At 40.8% G+C, this 18904-nt stretch carries 16 protein-coding genes; 10 read left to right on the plus strand and 6 right to left on the minus strand.

Going from position 1 to position 18904, the window contains the following annotated elements:
- Position 1 precedes the first annotated feature (1 nt).
- The 9 genes from rfbA to F2B13_RS13030 all read left to right on the plus strand — a co-directional run bounded on the left by rfbA (position 2) and on the right by F2B13_RS13030 (position 9786).
- Positions 2-859: a glucose-1-phosphate thymidylyltransferase RfbA gene (gene rfbA / locus F2B13_RS12990; RefSeq protein WP_149304387.1), complete on the plus strand. Its 858-nt coding sequence runs from the start codon at positions 2-4 to the stop codon at positions 857-859.
- Between the two features lie 12 nt (positions 860-871).
- Positions 872-1417 carry a dTDP-4-dehydrorhamnose 3,5-epimerase gene (rfbC, locus tag F2B13_RS12995; RefSeq protein WP_149304388.1) on the plus strand — a complete coding sequence of 182 codons (546 nt, stop codon included), beginning with the start codon at positions 872-874 and terminating at the stop codon, positions 1415-1417.
- Between the two features lie 276 nt (positions 1418-1693).
- On the plus strand, positions 1694-2275 hold the full coding sequence (locus F2B13_RS13000; RefSeq protein ID WP_149273749.1) for an acyltransferase: 582 nt from the start codon (positions 1694-1696) through the stop codon (positions 2273-2275).
- A 257-nt stretch (positions 2276-2532) separates the two neighbouring features.
- The gene (locus F2B13_RS13005; protein ID WP_149273751.1) at positions 2533-3474 is read left to right on the plus strand and encodes a Gfo/Idh/MocA family protein; all 942 of its coding nucleotides are present in this window, start codon (positions 2533-2535) and stop codon (positions 3472-3474) included.
- Positions 3471-4760: a hypothetical protein gene (locus tag F2B13_RS13010; RefSeq protein ID WP_149304389.1), complete on the plus strand. Its 1290-nt coding sequence runs from the start codon at positions 3471-3473 to the stop codon at positions 4758-4760. The genes F2B13_RS13005 and F2B13_RS13010 overlap by 4 nt, the downstream gene beginning before the upstream one ends.
- Positions 4761-4855: 95 nt before the next feature.
- The gene (locus F2B13_RS13015; RefSeq protein ID WP_262713971.1) at positions 4856-6106 is read left to right on the plus strand and encodes an oligosaccharide flippase family protein; all 1251 of its coding nucleotides are present in this window, start codon (positions 4856-4858) and stop codon (positions 6104-6106) included.
- A 32-nt stretch (positions 6107-6138) separates the two neighbouring features.
- Entirely contained in the window at positions 6139-7380 is a 1242-nt protein-coding gene (locus F2B13_RS13020; protein ID WP_149273758.1) for an O-antigen ligase family protein, read from the plus strand.
- A complete protein-coding gene (locus tag F2B13_RS13025) occupies positions 7377-8630 on the plus strand; it encodes a hypothetical protein (protein WP_149273760.1) in 1254 nt (417 codons plus the stop codon). Before F2B13_RS13020 ends, F2B13_RS13025 begins: the two co-directional genes overlap by 4 nt.
- Before the next feature lie 52 nt (positions 8631-8682).
- A complete protein-coding gene (locus F2B13_RS13030; RefSeq protein WP_149273762.1) occupies positions 8683-9786 on the plus strand; it encodes a glycosyltransferase family 4 protein in 1104 nt (367 codons plus the stop codon).
- 1 nt (position 9787) lies between these two features.
- On the opposite strand, the gene F2B13_RS13035 is transcribed toward F2B13_RS13030, so the two are convergent.
- Both F2B13_RS13035 and F2B13_RS13040 read right to left on the minus strand, forming a co-directional pair.
- Positions 9788-10921 carry a WD40/YVTN/BNR-like repeat-containing protein gene (locus tag F2B13_RS13035; protein ID WP_149273764.1) on the minus strand — a complete coding sequence of 378 codons (1134 nt, stop codon included), beginning with the start codon at positions 10919-10921 and terminating at the stop codon, positions 9788-9790.
- A 21-nt stretch (positions 10922-10942) separates the two neighbouring features.
- The gene (locus tag F2B13_RS13040; RefSeq protein ID WP_149273767.1) at positions 10943-12241 is read right to left on the minus strand and encodes a fibronectin type III domain-containing protein; all 1299 of its coding nucleotides are present in this window, start codon (positions 12239-12241) and stop codon (positions 10943-10945) included.
- A gap of 355 nt (positions 12242-12596) precedes the next feature.
- Here F2B13_RS13040 and wecB point away from each other — a divergent pair, with 355 nt between their 5' ends.
- Positions 12597-13682, plus strand: coding sequence for a non-hydrolyzing UDP-N-acetylglucosamine 2-epimerase (wecB, locus tag F2B13_RS13045; protein ID WP_149273769.1), 1086 nt, complete (start codon positions 12597-12599; stop codon positions 13680-13682).
- On the opposite strand, the gene F2B13_RS13050 is transcribed toward wecB, so the two are convergent.
- The 4 genes from F2B13_RS13050 to F2B13_RS13065 are packed head-to-tail and all read right to left on the minus strand — an operon-like array spanning position 13679 to position 18899.
- Entirely contained in the window at positions 13679-14569 is an 891-nt protein-coding gene (locus tag F2B13_RS13050) for a metallophosphoesterase family protein (RefSeq protein ID WP_149273771.1), read from the minus strand. The two genes, wecB and F2B13_RS13050, sit on opposite strands and share 4 nt — an antisense overlap.
- Positions 14566-15231: an inorganic diphosphatase gene (locus F2B13_RS13055; RefSeq protein ID WP_149273774.1), complete on the minus strand. Its 666-nt coding sequence runs from the start codon at positions 15229-15231 to the stop codon at positions 14566-14568. The genes F2B13_RS13050 and F2B13_RS13055 overlap by 4 nt, the downstream gene beginning before the upstream one ends.
- The gene (locus F2B13_RS13060) at positions 15194-15916 is read right to left on the minus strand and encodes a polyphosphate polymerase domain-containing protein (RefSeq protein WP_198439698.1); all 723 of its coding nucleotides are present in this window, start codon (positions 15914-15916) and stop codon (positions 15194-15196) included. The genes F2B13_RS13055 and F2B13_RS13060 overlap by 38 nt, the downstream gene beginning before the upstream one ends.
- Positions 15891-18899, minus strand: coding sequence for a hypothetical protein (locus tag F2B13_RS13065; protein WP_149273778.1), 3009 nt, complete (start codon positions 18897-18899; stop codon positions 15891-15893). Before F2B13_RS13065 ends, F2B13_RS13060 begins: the two co-directional genes overlap by 26 nt.
- Between the last annotated feature and the right edge of the window lie 5 nt (positions 18900-18904).

The raw sequence follows: 18904 nt of genomic DNA on the forward strand, positions 1-18904 counted from the left end.
AATGAAGGGAATTATTTTGGCCGGTGGATCAGGAACACGTTTGCACCCTCTCACGTTAGCAGTCAGCAAGCAATTGATGCCCGTATATGACAAACCTATGATTTACTATCCTCTGGCGACCTTATTGTCGGCAGGTATCCAAGAAATATTGATAGTTACTACCGCTTACGATCTTCCATTATTTCGTAAACTTCTGGGAAACGGCAGTCAATTGGGCTGTCACTTCGAGTTTGCGGTTCAAGATGAACCCAATGGTTTGGCTGAAGCCTTTCTAATAGGGGAAGCGTTTATTGGCAACGACAAGGTGGCGTTAATTTTAGGGGATAATATTTTTTATGGCTCGGGCCTAGCCAAGTTGCTACAGGCAAATAATGATCCTGACGGCGGAATCATCTATGGATACCACGTGCAAGATCCCCAGCGTTATGGTGTCGTTGAATTCAACGATAGAGGTGAGGCCATATCTATTGAAGAAAAACCAAAACATCCTAAATCGAATTTTGCCGTACCCGGAATTTATTTCTATGACAATGAGGTAATAGAAATCGCTAGGCACATACGGCCAAGCCAAAGGGGAGAACTCGAAATAACCGATGTGAACAAGGCATATCTACAAAAGAACAAGTTAAAGGTAAGCATATTAGACCGTGGTACTGCTTGGCTCGATACAGGGACCTTTAGCTCTTTGATGCAGGCTTCTCAATTCGTTGAGGTGATTGAAGAACGGCAGGGCCTTAAAATTGGGGCTATAGAAGAGGTCGCATATAGTATGGGGTACATCACCAAGACCCAGTTGCATAAACTGGCTCGGCCTTTGCTTAAAAGTGGCTATGGAGCATATTTAATGCAACTTAACTAATCTGTGCTTCGTATGAAAATGAAGAAGACCCCTTTGAATGATTGCTATACAGTACACCCTACGAAATTTGAGGATGCACGAGGCATTTTCTTTGAAGCCTATCAAAAGGAACGGTTCGACAATGCCTTAGGCGCGAACATCGATTTTGTGCAAGACAACTGTTCAGTTTCGAAGCAAGGCGTATTAAGAGGATTACATTTTCAATCAGGAGAGTTTGCACAGGCAAAGTTAGTACAAGTACTTAAGGGAGAGGTGCTTGATGTAATAGTCGACCTAAGAAAGGGTAGTGCTACGTTCGGTGAACACTTTAAAATCAGGCTTTCGGAGGAAAACGGAATCGCAATTTTTATACCAAGAGGTATGGCGCATGGTTTCGTAACCCTGAGCAATGAGGCCCTTTTTTATTACAAATGTGATAATTATTATAAGGCCACCTCGGAAGCCGGTATCATTTATTCCGATAAAACGTTGAATATCGATTGGGAATATCCCCATGAAAAGATGGTTCTTTCCAACAAAGATAGGTGTCTGTCTACTTTTGAAGAACTTTTCCCATAGGCCGAAATTGGATGTTGTACTTAATGAAAGAGTATCATGACCGTTGCCCGAAATATCACTGAAATGTAGTAGCGTATGTACCAGATTTGATTTTTTCGGTTTTATGAAGCCAAGATAATTTGAAATATAACAAATGAAACTCCTGTTTTTTGGTGCGAATCGACCTTTGATACGCTGCGGAAAAATGTGTTGCAAAAGGGATATGACTAGTGAAAGTGAAGAATTATCGTACTTTTGCCCCAAAGCCAAAGAGTAATTTTTAATATTAAACCACCTATGGAAAATCAAGAGTTTTTCGCCCATGAGACGGCTGTTATTGATGCAGGGTGTACCGTGGGCAAGGGTAGTAAGATTTGGCATTTTTCCCACATTATGTCGAATTGTACTATAGGTAAAAAATGTAATATCGGGCAAAATGTGGTGGTTTCGCCAAAAGTTATTCTGGGCAACAACGTCAAGGTTCAGAACAACGTTTCAATATACACCGGTGTTGAGTGTGAGGATGATGTGTTTTTAGGGCCTTCAATGGTATTTACAAACATTATTAACCCGAGAAGTGCTGTAATCAGGCGGGATAGCTATGTGAAGACCTTGGTTAAAAAAGGAGCGTCTATAGGGGCTAATGCTACAATTATCTGCGGGAACACCTTGGGAAGGTTTTGTCTTATTGGGGCCGGCAGTGTAGTGACCAAAGAAGTAGCAGATTATGCGCTTATTATTGGGAACCCTGGCAGGCAAGTAGGCTGGGTGAGTGAATATGGCCATCGGTTACATTTTGACGCTGAAGGGTTGGCGAAGTGTCCCGAAAGCGATGAGGTCTATAGGTTGGCACACCAGAAGGTTGTTCGTTTGAAATAAACAGAAGATAAAAGATAATAGACAAAGCTAAAGGTGGAAGTTGAATATTCGTTTTGCCCTATTTTTTAGGTAAAGGAAATGTAGAGCTGGAACTTGGCGCATTCATTTATGACCAGACATGATTCGCAGAGTTTGGCTTTTCAAGGAAAATTCACAATTGGGTCAAAACTCCTAATAAAGAACATCTATGGGCTTTGCCCACCATAAGCGAGAATCTATTTAACCATATAACCACAAATTTGATAAAACTACTTTAGATGAAAAATTTTGCATTAATCGGGGCCGCGGGCTATATAGCCCCTAGACATATGAGAGCGATACGAGACACGGGGAACAATTTGATAGCGGCCTTTGATAAGGGGGATAGCGTGGGAATCATCGATTCGCATTTTCCAAAGGCCGACTTCTTTGTGGAGTTTGAACGATTCGATCGCCATATCGAAAAATTGAAGTATGAAAAAGACCTTTATTTAGACTACGTAAGTATTTGCTCACCCAACTATCTGCATGATGCCCATATTCGCTTTGCTTTACGAAGCGGGGCCGATGCCATTTGTGAAAAGCCATTGGTCTTGAACCCTTGGAATGTAGACAAACTAAAACATGTAGAGGAAAAAACGGGCAAGAAAATATATAACATTCTTCAGCTAAGAGTGCATCCGAGTATCATTGAACTAAGAGAAAAGGTTAAAAACGCCAAGAGTGACACTAAATTCGAAGTGGATCTTACATATTTGACCTCGAGAGGAAACTGGTACCATACCTCGTGGAAAGGCGATAAAAGCAAATCAGGAGGGATAGCTACGAATATCGGCGTACATTTTTATGATATGCTTTCTTGGATTTTTGGCGATGTACAAGAGAACATCGTACATGTACACGAAGATGACCGTGCCTCTGGATATCTAGAGTTCGAAAACGCGAGGGTACGCTGGTTTTTGTCCATAAATTCTGAATATTTGCCCAAAGCGGTAAAGGAAAAAGGGCAGACCACCTTTCGATCCATTACCATTAATGGTGAAGAATTAGAGTTCAGCGGTGGCTTTACGGATCTTCACACCATGGTTTATAAAGATATTCTAGAGGGAAAAGGGTATGGCCTAGAGGCTGCCAGAACAGCGATTGAAATCGTACACGATATACGTGCTGCGCAACCGGTGGGCTTAGTAGGGGAATATCATGAGTTTTTAAAATCATGATCAGTAAGGCGTCATTTGTATTTCTTTCTATTATTATTTTCACCAGCTCGCAAGCTCAATCATCTATCGATGGAAAGGGTCTTTCCACCACTAGTGTTTGGCAAGAGACTATCGGTAGGCTATTAAAGCAACCGCTTTGGAAAACAAAAGATTCCTACGATGCTGGCCACACCCTGATGATTCCCCTACATCACGCCTTTGTAACTCATGATCGTGTTGCAATAGCCCAATTTGAAGACTTCTTTGATACAATGGGAAGAGCTGAACTTCCTGAGGGACAATTAAATCAGGTTCACATTTTATATTTGGCAAGCCAGTATCTCGTACTAAAAAAGAAGGCTACCAAACTTGAAGATCCAGCCGATGTCTTTCTTGCAAAAAGAATTTTGAAATACATTTTAATAAAGTGGAAACACGATATCGCTTTTCAATGGGGCAAGCCGCCTTTTTTTGGATTAAAAAATCGGCTTGATTACGCGTTACAAAACCAAACACCCGAGAATGAACCATCCTATTATCGGGTAATTACCGACTATGAACTTTTTCTGTTTGCCATTGCTTCAGATATGGGTTTTGTACTCAAGGGCCTTAAGATGTATGACGATGGTGACCGGGCGTTACTGAATGAGATTAATGAATATCTTCTAACCGTTTTGAAATCCCGAGGGTCATTCACAGAAAATGGAGGTTGGCTTTTTCAGGCCGGATTTTGGACGGATCATCCCTACTTTGCCTATAGCGGCAACCTAGAATTAGGGGAAAATTTACAACCCAAAAAAGTTGAAGATATAACCAAAGACTCTTCACATGCCCATCGATGGCCGCTTTGGCTTATGAGCTATTACCACGGCAATGAAAATAACACTGAATTACTCTCTAAAATATACTTGGCTTTTTCTAAACAGTTTAATCATAATATTGCCGTAAAGGTTCAAAAGGGAGTCTTTATAAATAACTTTGTAACCGGTTATAACGGTATTTACCGATATAAGTATAAGACAACCAAGAACGGATTATTAGAAGGGTACGGCCCCTATAATCTTTCAGGAACATTGGGGATTGCGTGGTACTGCTTTTTGAAAGACACAGAAGATTTTTACCGACGTTACAAGAATAGTTACCCTTTGGATAAGGAAATATTGTCCGTTTATGTGGGACCCAATACCAGTAGGAAGAGAAACGAGCTCTTTCAATGGCCCGATTTTTTTACGAATGGTTTAGCTAAGCTCATTGCTGAGCAAGCGTATGAAATAAGTAAAAACGATACATTTGAAATAGTAAAGTAAAATAGCTTGGATATCTGGGCTTCAGTTTTGCAAACGCTTTTTGATCAAGGTTTAATTCGATACATAATATAAAAGCCATCGATAGTTTTCGTAATATTTGGTCTAATTTCTTTTCTTCGGAGTTTTCAAGGAATGTATCCTCCCAAATGCTGGGAACCGGCCTAGCCCAAGCATTGCCCTTTTTGGCCACGCCGCTATTAACGCGACTTTTTTCCGAAGAAGACTTTGCCCTTTATACCTCCTTTTTTGCGGTGGCCAGTATTTTTGCGGTAGCCGTCGGAGGAAAGTACCACTTGGCTATTGTATTGCCTAAAGACGAAAGGGATGCGAACAAAATATTTGTATTAAGTATCTACTTGACGATAGCATACGCACTTACCATTGCACTCATTCTTCCGTGGTTCCATCGGTTTTTCCCGGAAAATTTAGACTCGGTCCTTTATTATGTGCCTCTTTATGTACTGTTTTTTGGTATTTGGAGTTCTTATATCAACGTATCCATACGACATAAAAGTTTCGTCTCCAATGCCGTCTCAAAAGTATTACAGGCGGGGGGCTATATAGTGGCTGCGCTGGTATTGGGCTTTTCTAAAGTATTGGCCTTCGGACTGGTCATTGCTAAAATTGTTGGAACGGTCGTTTCCTGGATTTTTCTTTCCCAAAAAACGGCCGGCCATTTTAGGTTCATGGGGTGGAGTGATTTAAAAGGAGTCGCAACAACATATATTGACTATCCGAAATACGGCATTTGGCCTGCTTTTTTGAACACCATCTCCTTGCAGGCACTTATTTTAATCCTCACCAAGTTTTACAGCACTGACGATTTGGGCTATTATGGCCTTACCTTCATGGTGTTGAGCGCCCCATTGGGGTTGATAGGGGTTTCGTTCAAAGACGTTTTCTATCAGAAAATGGCAGATTTAATGAATCAAGGGCGAAATCCAGAAGCCCTCGTTTTTTTTAAAAAGTCAACCCTGGCCCTATTTCTTATGGGATTGCCCATTGGCATAATTTTGTTTTTATGGGGTGAGCCCTTGTTCGGTTTTGTGTTTGGTGCAAAATGGGTGCGCTCCGGTGAATTTGCCTCGATACTGGCCGTAAGCTTTGTGGTCAAACTGGTGGTAAGTCCGCTTTCCTCTGTTTTTAATGCCACCAATACCTTGCGGATTGCTTCAAGGTGGCAGGTGTTGTATTTTATCACCACCTTTGCAACGCTTTTATGCTGTGCTTTGGTCTTTGAATTAAATATCATTCAACTCTTAATGGTATATGTGGCCCATGAAATTATACTCTACGGTATTTATTTTTTGCTGCAGTATCGAATGATTGACCAACGCAGTACATAACTTTAGGGATAGAGCGTATTAATAGAGCGAACGTGAAAGAATTACAACATCGGGGATATTATTATGGTGCGCTGCTCTATGTGTTTTTAATTCCGTTTTCACAAAAGCTCGTTACCTTATTGCTCATCCTGTGGTTGGTACTTTCTATCCTTAGTTTTAATAGAACTACAACAGTTAAGAAACGCTATCTATGGCTTTTACCGATTCTGTTTTCACTCTATTTCTTAGGTTTGTACACAGCTGATAGTCCGTCTTTTAAGTTTTTAGAGCACAAATTGTCGCTTCTTATTTTTCCCTTGCTTTTTTATATGCATGCATATGACACGGGCGAACGCAATAGAATGTTAAAGACTTTTGTTTGGGGCATTCTTGGTGCCGCCTTGGCCTGTTTGGCAATGGCAATTTACCATTCGATCGAGGTTCAAAATGGTATCATATCTTTTCAAGCAAATGTACTGGAAGGGAAGGGTTTTATGGAATCGATTCTTTACGGGGGCAATTATTTCTTCGGTCGACATTTCTCGATCTTTCATCAGACCGTATATTTTGCCCTTTATGTGTGCACAGGAGTGGCCGTTTTATTGTTCAGGCCTAATCTATTCGAGAGCAGGAAACGCTGGATTTTATTGGCGTCTTTTATAGTGGTTATTTTTTTGGTATCGAACAAGGCCAGTTTTATTGGCTTGGCCACTATTTTATTGCTTCGCCTACTGACCCTTAAAGGCCAGCGAGTAAAAAAAATTATTGGATTCGTTAGTGTTTTTTTGGTGTTGGCAACCTTTTTAGCCGTGAACCCCAGAATTAAAGAAAGCTTGGAGAAGGTAGCCGAGGGCGCATTGGTTTTGAACCCTGAAGCCCGGTTCGGTTTTGCCACGCGACTGCTCACCTGGGATGCTGCCATTTCGTTAATTAAAGAGCGGCCGATATGGGGCTATGGGTATGGAGACACACAAACGGCCCTCAATCGGTATTATAAAGAAAAGGGGTATATCCACCCCTTGAAAGAAAGTTATAATGCACACAACCTATGGTTGCAGTCTTGGCTTGAAAATGGCATCTTAGCGATACTAGTTCTATTGGCTATATTCAGCCTGCTGCTTGGTGAGCTTCGCAATTTTCAACAAGATACTTGGCTGTTGTTCAGTTTTGTACTGCTCTTATTGATTAATTCGATGTTCGAAGGGCTCTTCAACAGGTTTTCCGGTATTTCCTTTTTTTCTTTTTGGGTTTGTTATATTTTTTCGGCATTAAAGGAAGGAAAGCTAAGGGAATGAAACTAAGGATCGCGATACGACATTATTTTGTGCTTTACTTCCTTTTGTTAATGGTGCTCTATCATTATAAGGTAAAGCATTATTTCTATTGGGATTATATTGCGGAATTGAAAGACGGGGAGTTTGGTTTTTCTTTCCTTAGATGTCTGTCGGCCACGGTGCTGTTCTTTTTTAATCTCTACTTACTGAACAGCATACGACGCACCAAACTTATTTTTATTGTGCTGGCCCTGTTCTTTGCTTTGTTGACCATTCCTTCGCTTATTGCCTTTACATCGGCAGATATGTACTCCTCAGAGCTCTTGTGGTATCATCAGGCATTGTTTTTCGGACTATATTTTCTTTCGAAGATAAAGATCGATTTTAGCCGTATTCCGGTACTCAACAAGACCCAAGCACTCTATTTGTTGCTCATATTGACAACCTTGGGAGTCGTACCTTATTTAATCGTGTACGGTCCTCATATCAATTTGAAGAACTTGGTTTTAATCGATGTATACCAGACCAGGAGCACCATGGGCAATTTGGGCAATGCCTATTTTGGATATACCTATTCCCTGTTTACCAAGATATTCATTCCGCTTATTATCGTATTCTCGCTTGAGCTTAAAAAAAAGGTATGGACACTTGTGGGTGCGCTTTACCTCATCTTGTTCTATCTATTTGGGGCCCATAAAACCGTGTACGTCGGCCTTATCGTAGTTTTGGTATTTTACCGGTTTAGCTTTGCACAGTCCGTAAAGATGATTGTTAAATATGGTAGTCTGGCCATTATCGCCTGCATTCTTTTAGCCCTGATCGGGTATGATTACCCTTGGATCTTATCGTTTCGACGGGTTCATTTTTTACCTACCTTATTGGACATTTGCTATCTCGATTTTTTTGAAGGCAAACCCTTGTATTGGTCGGAATCGATTTTAAAGGGATTCGTGGAATACCCCTATGATGTTCGCCCCACCCACCTTATCGGCGAGTTTTATTTCAACAGGCCCGATATGTCGGCCAATAATGGGCTGGTTTCGGAAGGCTATATGAATTTTGGAGGTTGGGGTGTGCTAATCAACATAGCGATCGTATCGGCTTTCTTTATGGTATTGAACAGTTTGAAGATACCCGCAAAATATTTTGGGCTTTTTGTGCTGGCCATGTTTTCTTTTTTAAGTTCTTCCGTTTTTACGGTTTTGTTAACCCATGGCGGGGTGGCCTTGATCTTGGTATCCATTTTTCTACTAAAGAACAGTAAAGAATAGGTGAAGCAGAATGAAGTTGTTTCATATAATTTTATGATTTAATTTAAAAGGAATGAAGAGAGTTTGTCACCTTAGCTCCGTACATCATCGTTACGATACGCGAATATTATTAAAGGAATGTTTGTCGTTACATAGACAAGGCTACGAGGTACATTTAGTGGTTGCCGATGGAAAGGGCTTTGAGAATTATCAGGGAATTCAAATTCATGATACCGGAAGGGCGAATGGTCGTATGGCTCGTTTTTTAAAGGCCACCAAGGCTGTATACAAGAAGGGTCTGGAACTTAATGCCGAGGTATATCATTTTCACGATGCCGAACTCATACCGTTTGGTATTAAATTAAAGAAACAGGGAAAGAAAGTAATTTATGACTCTCATGAGGACCTCCCTCGGCAGTTGATGAGCAAACACTACATCAATTTTCTTTTGCGCAAACCAATTTCAGTGCTCCTAGAATGGTATGAAGATTATGCCTCTAAAAAATTTGACTTTGTAATAACCGCAACGCCCCATATCCGGCAACGATTTTCCAAATTGAACAAAAACTCTTTGGACATCAACAACTATCCATTGCTGAGTGAATTGAATACCGAGGCTTCGGATTGGAGCAAGAAGAAAAACGAGGTCTGCTATATTGGTAGTATCACTCAGATTAGGGGCTTGGAAGAGGTCATTGATGCGATGGAATATTTACCTGGGATTATGTTAAACCTGGCCGGAAGTTTTGCTCCTCCATCGTTTAAAGAAAACCTAACCGCAAGAAAGGGCTGGCTGAATACCCGGTATCTGGGCCAGATTGATCGTGATGAGGTGAAGCGGGTACTTCGCCAGTCACAAGTCGGTCTTGTGACCTTTCTGCCGTTCGGAAACCATACCCATTCGCAACCCAACAAACTATTTGAATATATGGCGCAAGGTATTCCCTTGGTGGCTTCTGATTTTGAGCTATGGAAAGCCATTATAGAAAAGGTAAACTGCGGCATTTGTGTTGATCCAGGCAATTCCAAAGCCATTGCCCAGGCCATTGAGCTTTTGATGGGCGATAAGGCAAAGGCACAGCAAATGGGCGAAAATGGAAGGTCAGCTGTGCTCAACACCTATAATTGGGAATCGGAAGAGAAGAAATTAATTCAAATCTACAGGGAGTTGGCTTAATTCATTCCCCTAGCGTAGTTGTACGAGCGATATAGGCCTTGCCGTTGGGCAATGTAGAAAGCCCTATTTGCTTACCTGTTGTAATTCCAATATTTTCACCTTCAAATTCAACAATTGAAGGTGCAAAGGTAGTCGGTATTCCATTGGAATCAGTTCCCCAAACATAAAATTGTGAGGTATAGTTCTCTTGCCAATTTTCTCCTGAATCGAGGGTTTTGTATACACCGTTAACTGTAGTTATAAAACCTATGTGTTGATTGGCAAATGATATATTACGCACTTCATTGGAATAAGCTGTCTTCCATGATTCACCACCATTTTGGGTTTTGAGTAGATGAGTCTTGGTTACAAGAAAACCATTGACCTCATCTAAGAAATAAATATTTCTAAATTCCTCTGTTTCATCCTGATAGATTAGCAACCAACTTTCACCTCCGTCCTGTGTTTTTAGGACCTTTTTTTGACTATTACAATATCCTAAAGAATCGTTGACGAAAAAATGCGAAACTATTGCTGAATTGTTTTTTTGAAAATTTGGAAAATCTGATAAATGCTCTATAGTTGTCCAACTAGCACCCCCATCTGTGGTTTTTCGATTGCCAAATATGCCCCTTTTTTCGTCAAAGAACCACAAGGGTTTTGCGGAAAAATAGGGATAGGAAGAATAGGTATCATAAAATAGGCGAGTTTTATTACTCCATGTATCTCCTCCATCACTAGATTTGATTATAAAATTATCACCCATGCAGTTTCCTACGGCATAAACAATTGTATCTGAAGCGAAAACGATATTTGTATAATAAGACCCTGCACCACAGCTTAGACCTTTTTTGTATTCCCACGTTTCACCACCATCTTGACTGCCCCAAATAAGCCCTGTGGATTCAAAATCTGCTTCATAGCCAGCTAGAAGAATCGTATTCCCCTTGATGGCAATATCGTAAACACCTACCTCACCAGTAAAAAGTGGCTCATGGCGAGGGTTTGATATTGTATCATAGTATGCAAATTTCGTCCAATTGGTTTGACCTTCACTTACATCAACCTCTGGTTCAGTTTCTGATTTGGGGTCGGATGATTTTGAGCAGTTGATTATTAGTAACAGCACCACTGCTATGAATGATATCTTTTTCATATAAGTTATTGGGCAATTTTACTATATTTCGTTTATAACGAAATTCACAGAATTTTCCACATACCAATAGGCACTATCTATGATAAGGAACACCTTCGTAGCACTTTCATAACTTAGTTCGATGGTTTTAGGAGTTCCCATAGGGAAAGAAATAGATTCCTTGTAGGTGCTAAATTGATCTGCACCCTCTTCGTAAATGGAGATATAGGTGGCCGCACCATCGCCATAAGCACCGGTATCTATAGTGTTGACCAAAGTTATTTCGTAAGCAGTTCCCGCCCCTGCCTCAAAAGTAAAAAGCTCGGTATCCCCTAAACCGATTGTTTTCAATGTATGAACACCGATTTCAAGAGCGCTAAAGTCACTTTCATTCAAAGGAGTTACCTTTACTCCATAAGTGCCCGGAAAGCGGTCATCGTAGTGATCTATTTTCAGGTATACCCGCTCCGCATTCGGCACATACACGGGCAACGGGGAACCGTTCATCTGAATAAGTCGCTCATTTTGAAAATAAGTTTTAGACTTATCACTATTATAGGCCGAAACTACAATACTACCAGCGTCGTACTCATCAAACCACTGATCAAACCAAGCAATCGAGTATAACCCGGGACCGGGGGTGTCGAAATAGAGTTCTTGCTCCTCCTCTGCAGATAGATAGTAGCTGGTTTCAACACCAACCGTAATTTCTGGGTCCGATTCATACATCCCTATGGGCACTTCAACAATATTGCTTCCACCCAATAATCCAAAATCATCCCGAACAAAGACTCTAAAATAGGTTTCAGATGAATGGGGCAGAGTGGTTGTGAATAGGGTATCGTTTAACGAGGTCGCGACGTGCAAGAGTTCTCCCGTAGTTTCGTCAAGCCCACTACTACTATGCTGATATACTTTGTACTCCCTGAAATCTTCACCTGTGTATTTATTCCATGACAAATTGACCTCGTTTGATTGTAAATCTCTTTGAATCGTAGGGTTGTCCAAAATAACGGGATCCGGCAGCATCAGGGCGTTTAACGATAAGTCCGAAGTGATGTTGATGGTTTCGCTCATAGTTGAAAAGCTTCCATTTTCGATGGTTATCCCATAATTGAGCTCATGGGTGCCCTCGGGTATATTGTCGATTTTAAAAAAACCGTCGGCGTCGGATTTCACCCGATACTGAACTAGATTATCAATATCGACTGTGGCATCTGTCACAGGGAATATTCCGTTGGTAAGAAGTCCAGATACGGAATATTGTTCATTTTCAGCCTCTTCCATGGTACAGTTAATAGTCAAAGAAAAAACAAAAAGAAGGAAAAGCATTTTTTTCATAGTTCTACTTTCGATTGAACAAAATCAAGGTGCTTCTTGTATAACATAGAAACAGCTACATTATTGTAAGAAAAATATTCAAATAATTGAATATTCTTGATGATTTTATTTGAATTGTTTTGAAAATTAATTTCACGGACTATTATGCTTAATTTTATACCCAGTAACAATATCTAAAGGGAAAATATCAGCGTACTAATTTTGGCAAGGCTCTATATATGCCCAAGTCAAAAAGGAAATCGAAAAAACAATAATTTTTTCCATCATTCCCATGGTAGGCTCTTGAATACGGTATTCAGATACCGCAATTATAACAAGACATAATTTTTTTATAGCAGTTAGAAAATAATATTAAATGAAAATAATCACCGTAATCGGGGCGAGGCCCCAATTTGTTAAGGCCGCCGTGGTAAGCAGGGCAATTGCCGAATACAATCAAAAGGCACCAAAGGAGAATATCGAAGAGCTCATCGTACATACGGGGCAACACTTCGATGAGAATATGAGTGCGGTCTTCTTTGAACAAATGCATATTCCGAAGCCTCATTACAACCTTGAGATCAATAGCATGTCGCACGGGGCCATGACGGGTAAAATGTTAGAAAAGATCGAAGCCGTATTGCTAAAGGAAGAACCCGATTGGGTCTTGGTCTACGGCGATACCAATTCTACCATTGCAGGGGCCTTGGCCGCAAAGAAATTGCATATCAAAGTAGCCCATGTCGAAGCGGGTCTACGATCCTTTAAAACGCGTATGCCCGAAGAGATCAATAGAATTCTGACAGATAGAATAAGTGACATTCTTTTTTGCCCAACGCAGACGGCCATGGATAATCTTGAAAAGGAGGGCTATAACAACATCGACATTCAAAAAGTACTATGCGGTGACGTCATGTACGATGCCGCGCTCTATTATACCGACAAGGCACAAAAACCTGAGCGATTGAAGGTATCGCAAGATTTTGTGCTATCCACTATCCACAGGCAAGAGAATACCGATACAGAAGGAAACCTGGAAAGTATTTTCAATGCCCTTGGGGAAATTTCCAAGGATAGGACAATAGTATTGCCCCTACATCCGAGAACGGTTAAAAAAATAGCACAATTGGGCATTCAACCCGATGAAAACATTCAAATAATCGATCCCGTAGGCTATTTTGAAATGATATGGTTATTGATGCATTGCACTATGGTCATTACGGATAGCGGTGGACTGCAAAAGGAGGCTTTCTTCTTTAAAAAACCGTGTTTGACCGTACGTGAAGAAACGGAATGGGTAGAGCTGATCGAAAATGGATATAATGTGCTGACAGGCGCCAATAAGAGTGCCATAGTACAGGCCTATCGAGACCTTAAAGACAACGACATCGATTTTAACAAGCATTTATACGGTACGGGCAGTACTGGGCATGAAATCGTACACGAACTGATAAAGTTTTAATTGGCCGGCCCTGAATCGGTAAGACTGTGGTCTTCGAGTTTTCCCATACCATCTATCGAAGGCCCGTTCAACGCAATGAGCTCAAAGCTTACGACACCAGTATCGGCGATATCAACGATCACGAAGTTGTCTTCTTTTCTGCCCCCCATTCCTGAGGCTATCAACCGTACATTATCGGTCTTGTCGTACATAATACCCCGCTCGTAGGCACCGGTATCCCCGGCAAATAGAAATACCTCGTTCTCAAGGGATTGAAACATAGGGTATATTTCCGTAAAAAAGTTATTCTCTTTATCCCTGCCTTTGGTGGAATTCAATGGGGAATCCCTATATCGGTTATCCTTTTGCCACCATAGTATATGGTGAAAAAACACAAAAATATTTCTACTGCTATCTGCCTTGTCGGCAATCTCGCCTTTCAGCCACTTCAATTGGTTTTTGGAGACATCGGCAGGTTCTAGATTGGTGTCCAAAACTATAAAAAGATCATTGTTATGCATGAAACTCCGGTAGGAAGGGCCATAGCGTTCCGTGAAAGTTTTTCTCTTTTTCGTGTTGCCGATGTCATGATTCCCGGGGGCAAAATATACGGTCTTGCCCATATAGGCGATATCGGCATCGAGCTCTTCCCATTCTTTCAGGCTCCCATCATAGACCATGTCGCCCGTTAAGACTCCAAATGCAATGCTAGGATCGTTTTTGATAAGGTCAAGTTTCTCCTTAAAAGGGGGGTGTACGCCTTCATTAATTTCGGCCTCTCCGTGGGCTCCATACACATGTCCTGCTACGAAAAAGCTGTAACCTGCATCTTCCTCTTTTTCACAAGATGTACAGAGGGCGAGCAATATGAAGGTTAAGAGATAAACGGAAATGCGCATTTCTTTCATTTTTTTAAACTACGACTAATTTCTTCAATTGCCTCGCTTTCATTGCCCCAACCTTGGATCGAACTACTATCTTCAGGGTTGTAGCTTAGAAACCAGAGTGCTACTATTTCAAGAAGCTCATTATAATTCGATTTAAATTCGGCATATGTGGTGGCCCTAATAATCCGTTTACTTTTTTCGGCAGGTACGGCCAAAATTTTATAGTCAAGCTCCCCATCATCAATAAGTTTTAGTACACAGACCGGTAGCACCGACATGATGGTACCTGTGGGCTCTGCCTCGGATATCACCAAAACATCCAGGGCATCGCCATCACCTCCGTACTCGCTTTGGGAAAGTGTCGAAGGGATAAACCCGTAATTAGCAGGATAGGGTAGAAAATCAATAGTGCGATCTTCCCCATTGATTCGGTCTATCTGAAATTCTTTTTCAATGGGGTCGTACTCTAATTTTTTGCTCGTCCCGGCAGGTATTTCTATGACGGCATTGTAAGCACCCTTTGCGTCTTGCGCCGGTATGTGGTAATAGTCCGTAGCGGCACATCCTGAGGACAATATAACCAACAGAAATATAAAAGGAACGGTACATTTGTGCTCACTCATAGCAAAATCTGTGGAAGCCTTTCTAAACCAATGCATTATGGTACAATAAATTAATGCCATTTACGTACTTAGAGCTTTTAGAGAGGCGGGTCTTTATCTGTTGGGAAAGAAGACGGGCTTCATGGTCGGAACCCAAGGCATATTTCAGTTCTAGAACAATATCCGAAGTTTTTCTTTGCCCGTGTTCCAAGCACATATAATTAGGGTTATAAAACGCTTGGTTAAAGTCGACGGTAATGCGAAAACGCCCACAGAAAGATAGAAAATAACGACGTTCGTAGGTGTTGATCAAGGTGGGGTGCAAGGTCTTTAACGCTTCGTAGACACCTGATTTCAAAGTAGTTATTTCTTTGAGCAAATCCTGTATTTGAGTGGGCTTTTGCATATCTAAATCAAATGCTACCCCCTTTAAGGGGTAAGAATCTTTATCCCCTACTTCGCCCATCTTTTTTTTAACCTCAATGGTAGGGTCTTGAATCTTTGAAGTAGTGTCCCCGTACCAGCGCAAGCGCATTTTTTTTCTATGGGCCACTCCCTCTACATTTTGCTTATAGAAATTATAGTTCGAGTCATCAAAGTAAATGTTATTTACTTTTCTACGGTGAAAAATTTCTTGAAAGCAGTAAGAATTTCGAAGTACACTGAGAATTACATCTTGAACATGGCAATTCTGAAAGAGGAATTTCCGTTCAAAACGAAGGGTGCTTTGGTCGTTTGTCTTATCTACTACTTTTTCCGTACTCATTGCCATACATTTTATCAATAACGTTATCCGATTTTTCTTGGATAATGTTATCATCAATTACCAAATCGGAATTTTCGGCAATCAAATAGGGCACCTCTATACCGGAAAACTTTAACCTTTTTAAGTTCACGATACCGGGCCCAAACTCGCTTTTCTTCTGAAAACAGGCCACGCCCAGACGCGTATTTTCTATGGCCACGTCGGTTAGGGTTATGGTAGATAAATCTTTGCTTACCACGCCGATTTCACCCCCTTGTATCCTTATGCCGCTTCCATTCATTGTGCTTCCCTCTCCTGCGCTCAATGCCTTATCCGAAGGGTTTTTTATGACAATGTCGGCCAAGGTCAATGTAGATCCAGAAACATCGATTCCATCATTACCCGAATTAACAAAAGTTGAATTGGTAATACTACCTTCCACGAAATCACCGTCGAAAGCGTCTGAATAGGTGTCAATAAATGTACATTGATCCATAGTAAAGCTTGTTCGGATGATATTCAGGGCGTCTTCCGAACGATTTTTTTCAAAAACACAATTCCGAACATCTACCGTTGCTTCGTTGAAGTTTACAGAGCCCGATAATTCCCAAAACCCTACTTTAGGAATGGATAGCCCTTTAAAGGTAGTGTATTCTAATTTGGACTTTTCTTTTGTCGAGGAAACAAAAATGCCCCCTCCGGTATTGTCGCTTGAAATGAACTCTATGGGCGTATCGGCCGTTCCTATGCTATAAAAGGGAGCATAAGAAACAATAGAGGCTTCCTTTGTGAAATCCAAAAAGAAACCAGGCTCAACAACTACTTTATATTTCGAAGGAATAAAAAGTGTTTTGTCCAAATGATATTGACCACGGGTAAAGGTCAAAGTTCTTTTCGATTCATCTATTTTTATGAAAGCGAATTCGTCGGTATTATCGGAAAGGGACACACTTTCTACAATTTGCCCATCTAGGGTAGAACTGAACGCCTTAATATTTCCGCGTAAATATTCAGAGGAACCGATTAGATGGTGTCTTACCTGAATTTTATCAAGATCTTTTGGATATCTAAACCCTCCTTCCTTATTTTTTTTGGATACAAAGGCATTGTTAAATGCTTTTTTTAGGGGAAAATCAATATTTAGTGTATCCCTGGGTGAGATGGTCCATGATCGACCGACTTGATTCAACGATTTGCCGTTCTCTAAGACCAGCGCATCTATAAGAATGGGAAACTCGGAAAAATTCTTTACTTCTAACCGCATCGTATTATCACTAAAAGACAATAACGTCGATTGTATACTGGTGTTCGGGTGTATTTTATTTTTTATCAGATTGGCATTATGCTGTAGAATATCAATATCGACGCTTGCTTCATTGAACTCACCGGTAAGTTCAAGCCCCAATCTGTTTAGATCGCCCATATATTTATTCAAAAAATCCTTTATAAAAGTTTCAGAAGATACCAATTCGTAATATTCCATAAGTTTGGCTTGATAAGCGGCATCTTTGACCCCAATGGGATAGTCACGTAAAGCACGTGTTTTAAAACCAGAGTTGGAATCAAAGGAAATGGGCTCTAATTTATGGGTCACCGGATTGTAGTATATTCTTATGTTCTCGATCATTAAACCATGATCAGCACCGAACAGATTACAAAGGGCGACATAGAAGGCCAGTCTGTCTACATCAAATGCTTCCGAGAGTGCCAACTTATCGTCACGCAGGCCTAAAATTAAGTTTTTACCAAGTTGAAACTGTTTAGATAGCGCCGGATTGCTCAGTGTTTTGTTTTCATTGTATACTTTCAAGGGCAACTCGCCCTTTTTTGGCCTGTTCAGGTCTTCAGGGTAGTCGAGTTGAAGATCTCTTACTTGCTTTCTGTCATCCCAAATCATGGTTTCATCGAACCCGAAGATCAAACCCTCCCTTCTTCGGTTGTTCTCGATCAATATTTTATCGAAACTTTCTTCCAAGGCCATAATCCCCAAGGGCACAATAGAATCAATATCGGATAGCAAAATATCGACGTTCAGGAAATCGTAACGAAGACCAACAATGTCGTTATCCTTAACCACCTTGTTGAAGAGCCATTCCCAGATATAATTTCTTGACTTCGGGTGTTGTATCGAAAATTTTCGCATGCCGAACACCGTATTTTCGCCATCGGGTTCAATGCGGTACGACCATTTGGTAGGGTGCTCTAGATGATCGGTCCAATCTCCCTTCAACCGAATGGAAGCTTCCGTTCTTGTTTCTCCTTCGGCGATGATATCGGCTTTGACCATATCGTCATCACCAGACACCAAAATACCTGATTCTAAGGCCTCGTTTCTTTTTTTCTCAATTTTCCGGTAGGCTTTGGACTTCAAGGTTAATCTAAAGTCCTTTAAAGAGTTCTCTACGGGAGTAGTCAGTGAAGGGAGGCTGTCTTTTTCGAAGAAAAGTTCTGTAAACCTTCCCAATTGGCGATCATGTCTTACAAACTCGAGCTTTTTTAGGTTGTTGTAGTTAAAGTAGGGGTGTTCCAATCGAAATTTGAATACAAAATAGGTATCGCTTCCCTTTTCTATTTTAACGGGAACAAGTTGCTCATGGCGCAATACGATATGATCATAGCGTTGATTTACGGCCCTCCATGCTTTGGGGTCTTTTAAATATAAGAAAGCAATGAACCTACCATTGCGTTCTAAATCGGTAATCGAGTCTTTGTAAACTATCATTAAGGTAGGTGCCCCTAACTCTTTGTTCAAATAAAGTGAAAGATTGTCTTTTGAATAAATTTTGTTCTTATCCGTGTTTAAGAGGTCTTTGGTATAGAGCGTCGAGCTGAGAATAACAGGCGCGTTCTTTTTAGTTTCTTGTTTATCGCTTTCATTCGTAAATCCAAATAGTTGGGGCTTTGAATCAACGGAGATTTTAAAAAATCCAAGGGCTAAGAACACAATGAGGGCCAATAAAATAATGCGTCTGTTACTGTAACTTTTCTTAGAATGGATAAGCATAGCGT

This window comes from Pareuzebyella sediminis (assembly GCF_008367235.1).
GTDB lineage: Bacteria > Bacteroidota > Bacteroidia > Flavobacteriales > Flavobacteriaceae > Pareuzebyella > Pareuzebyella sediminis.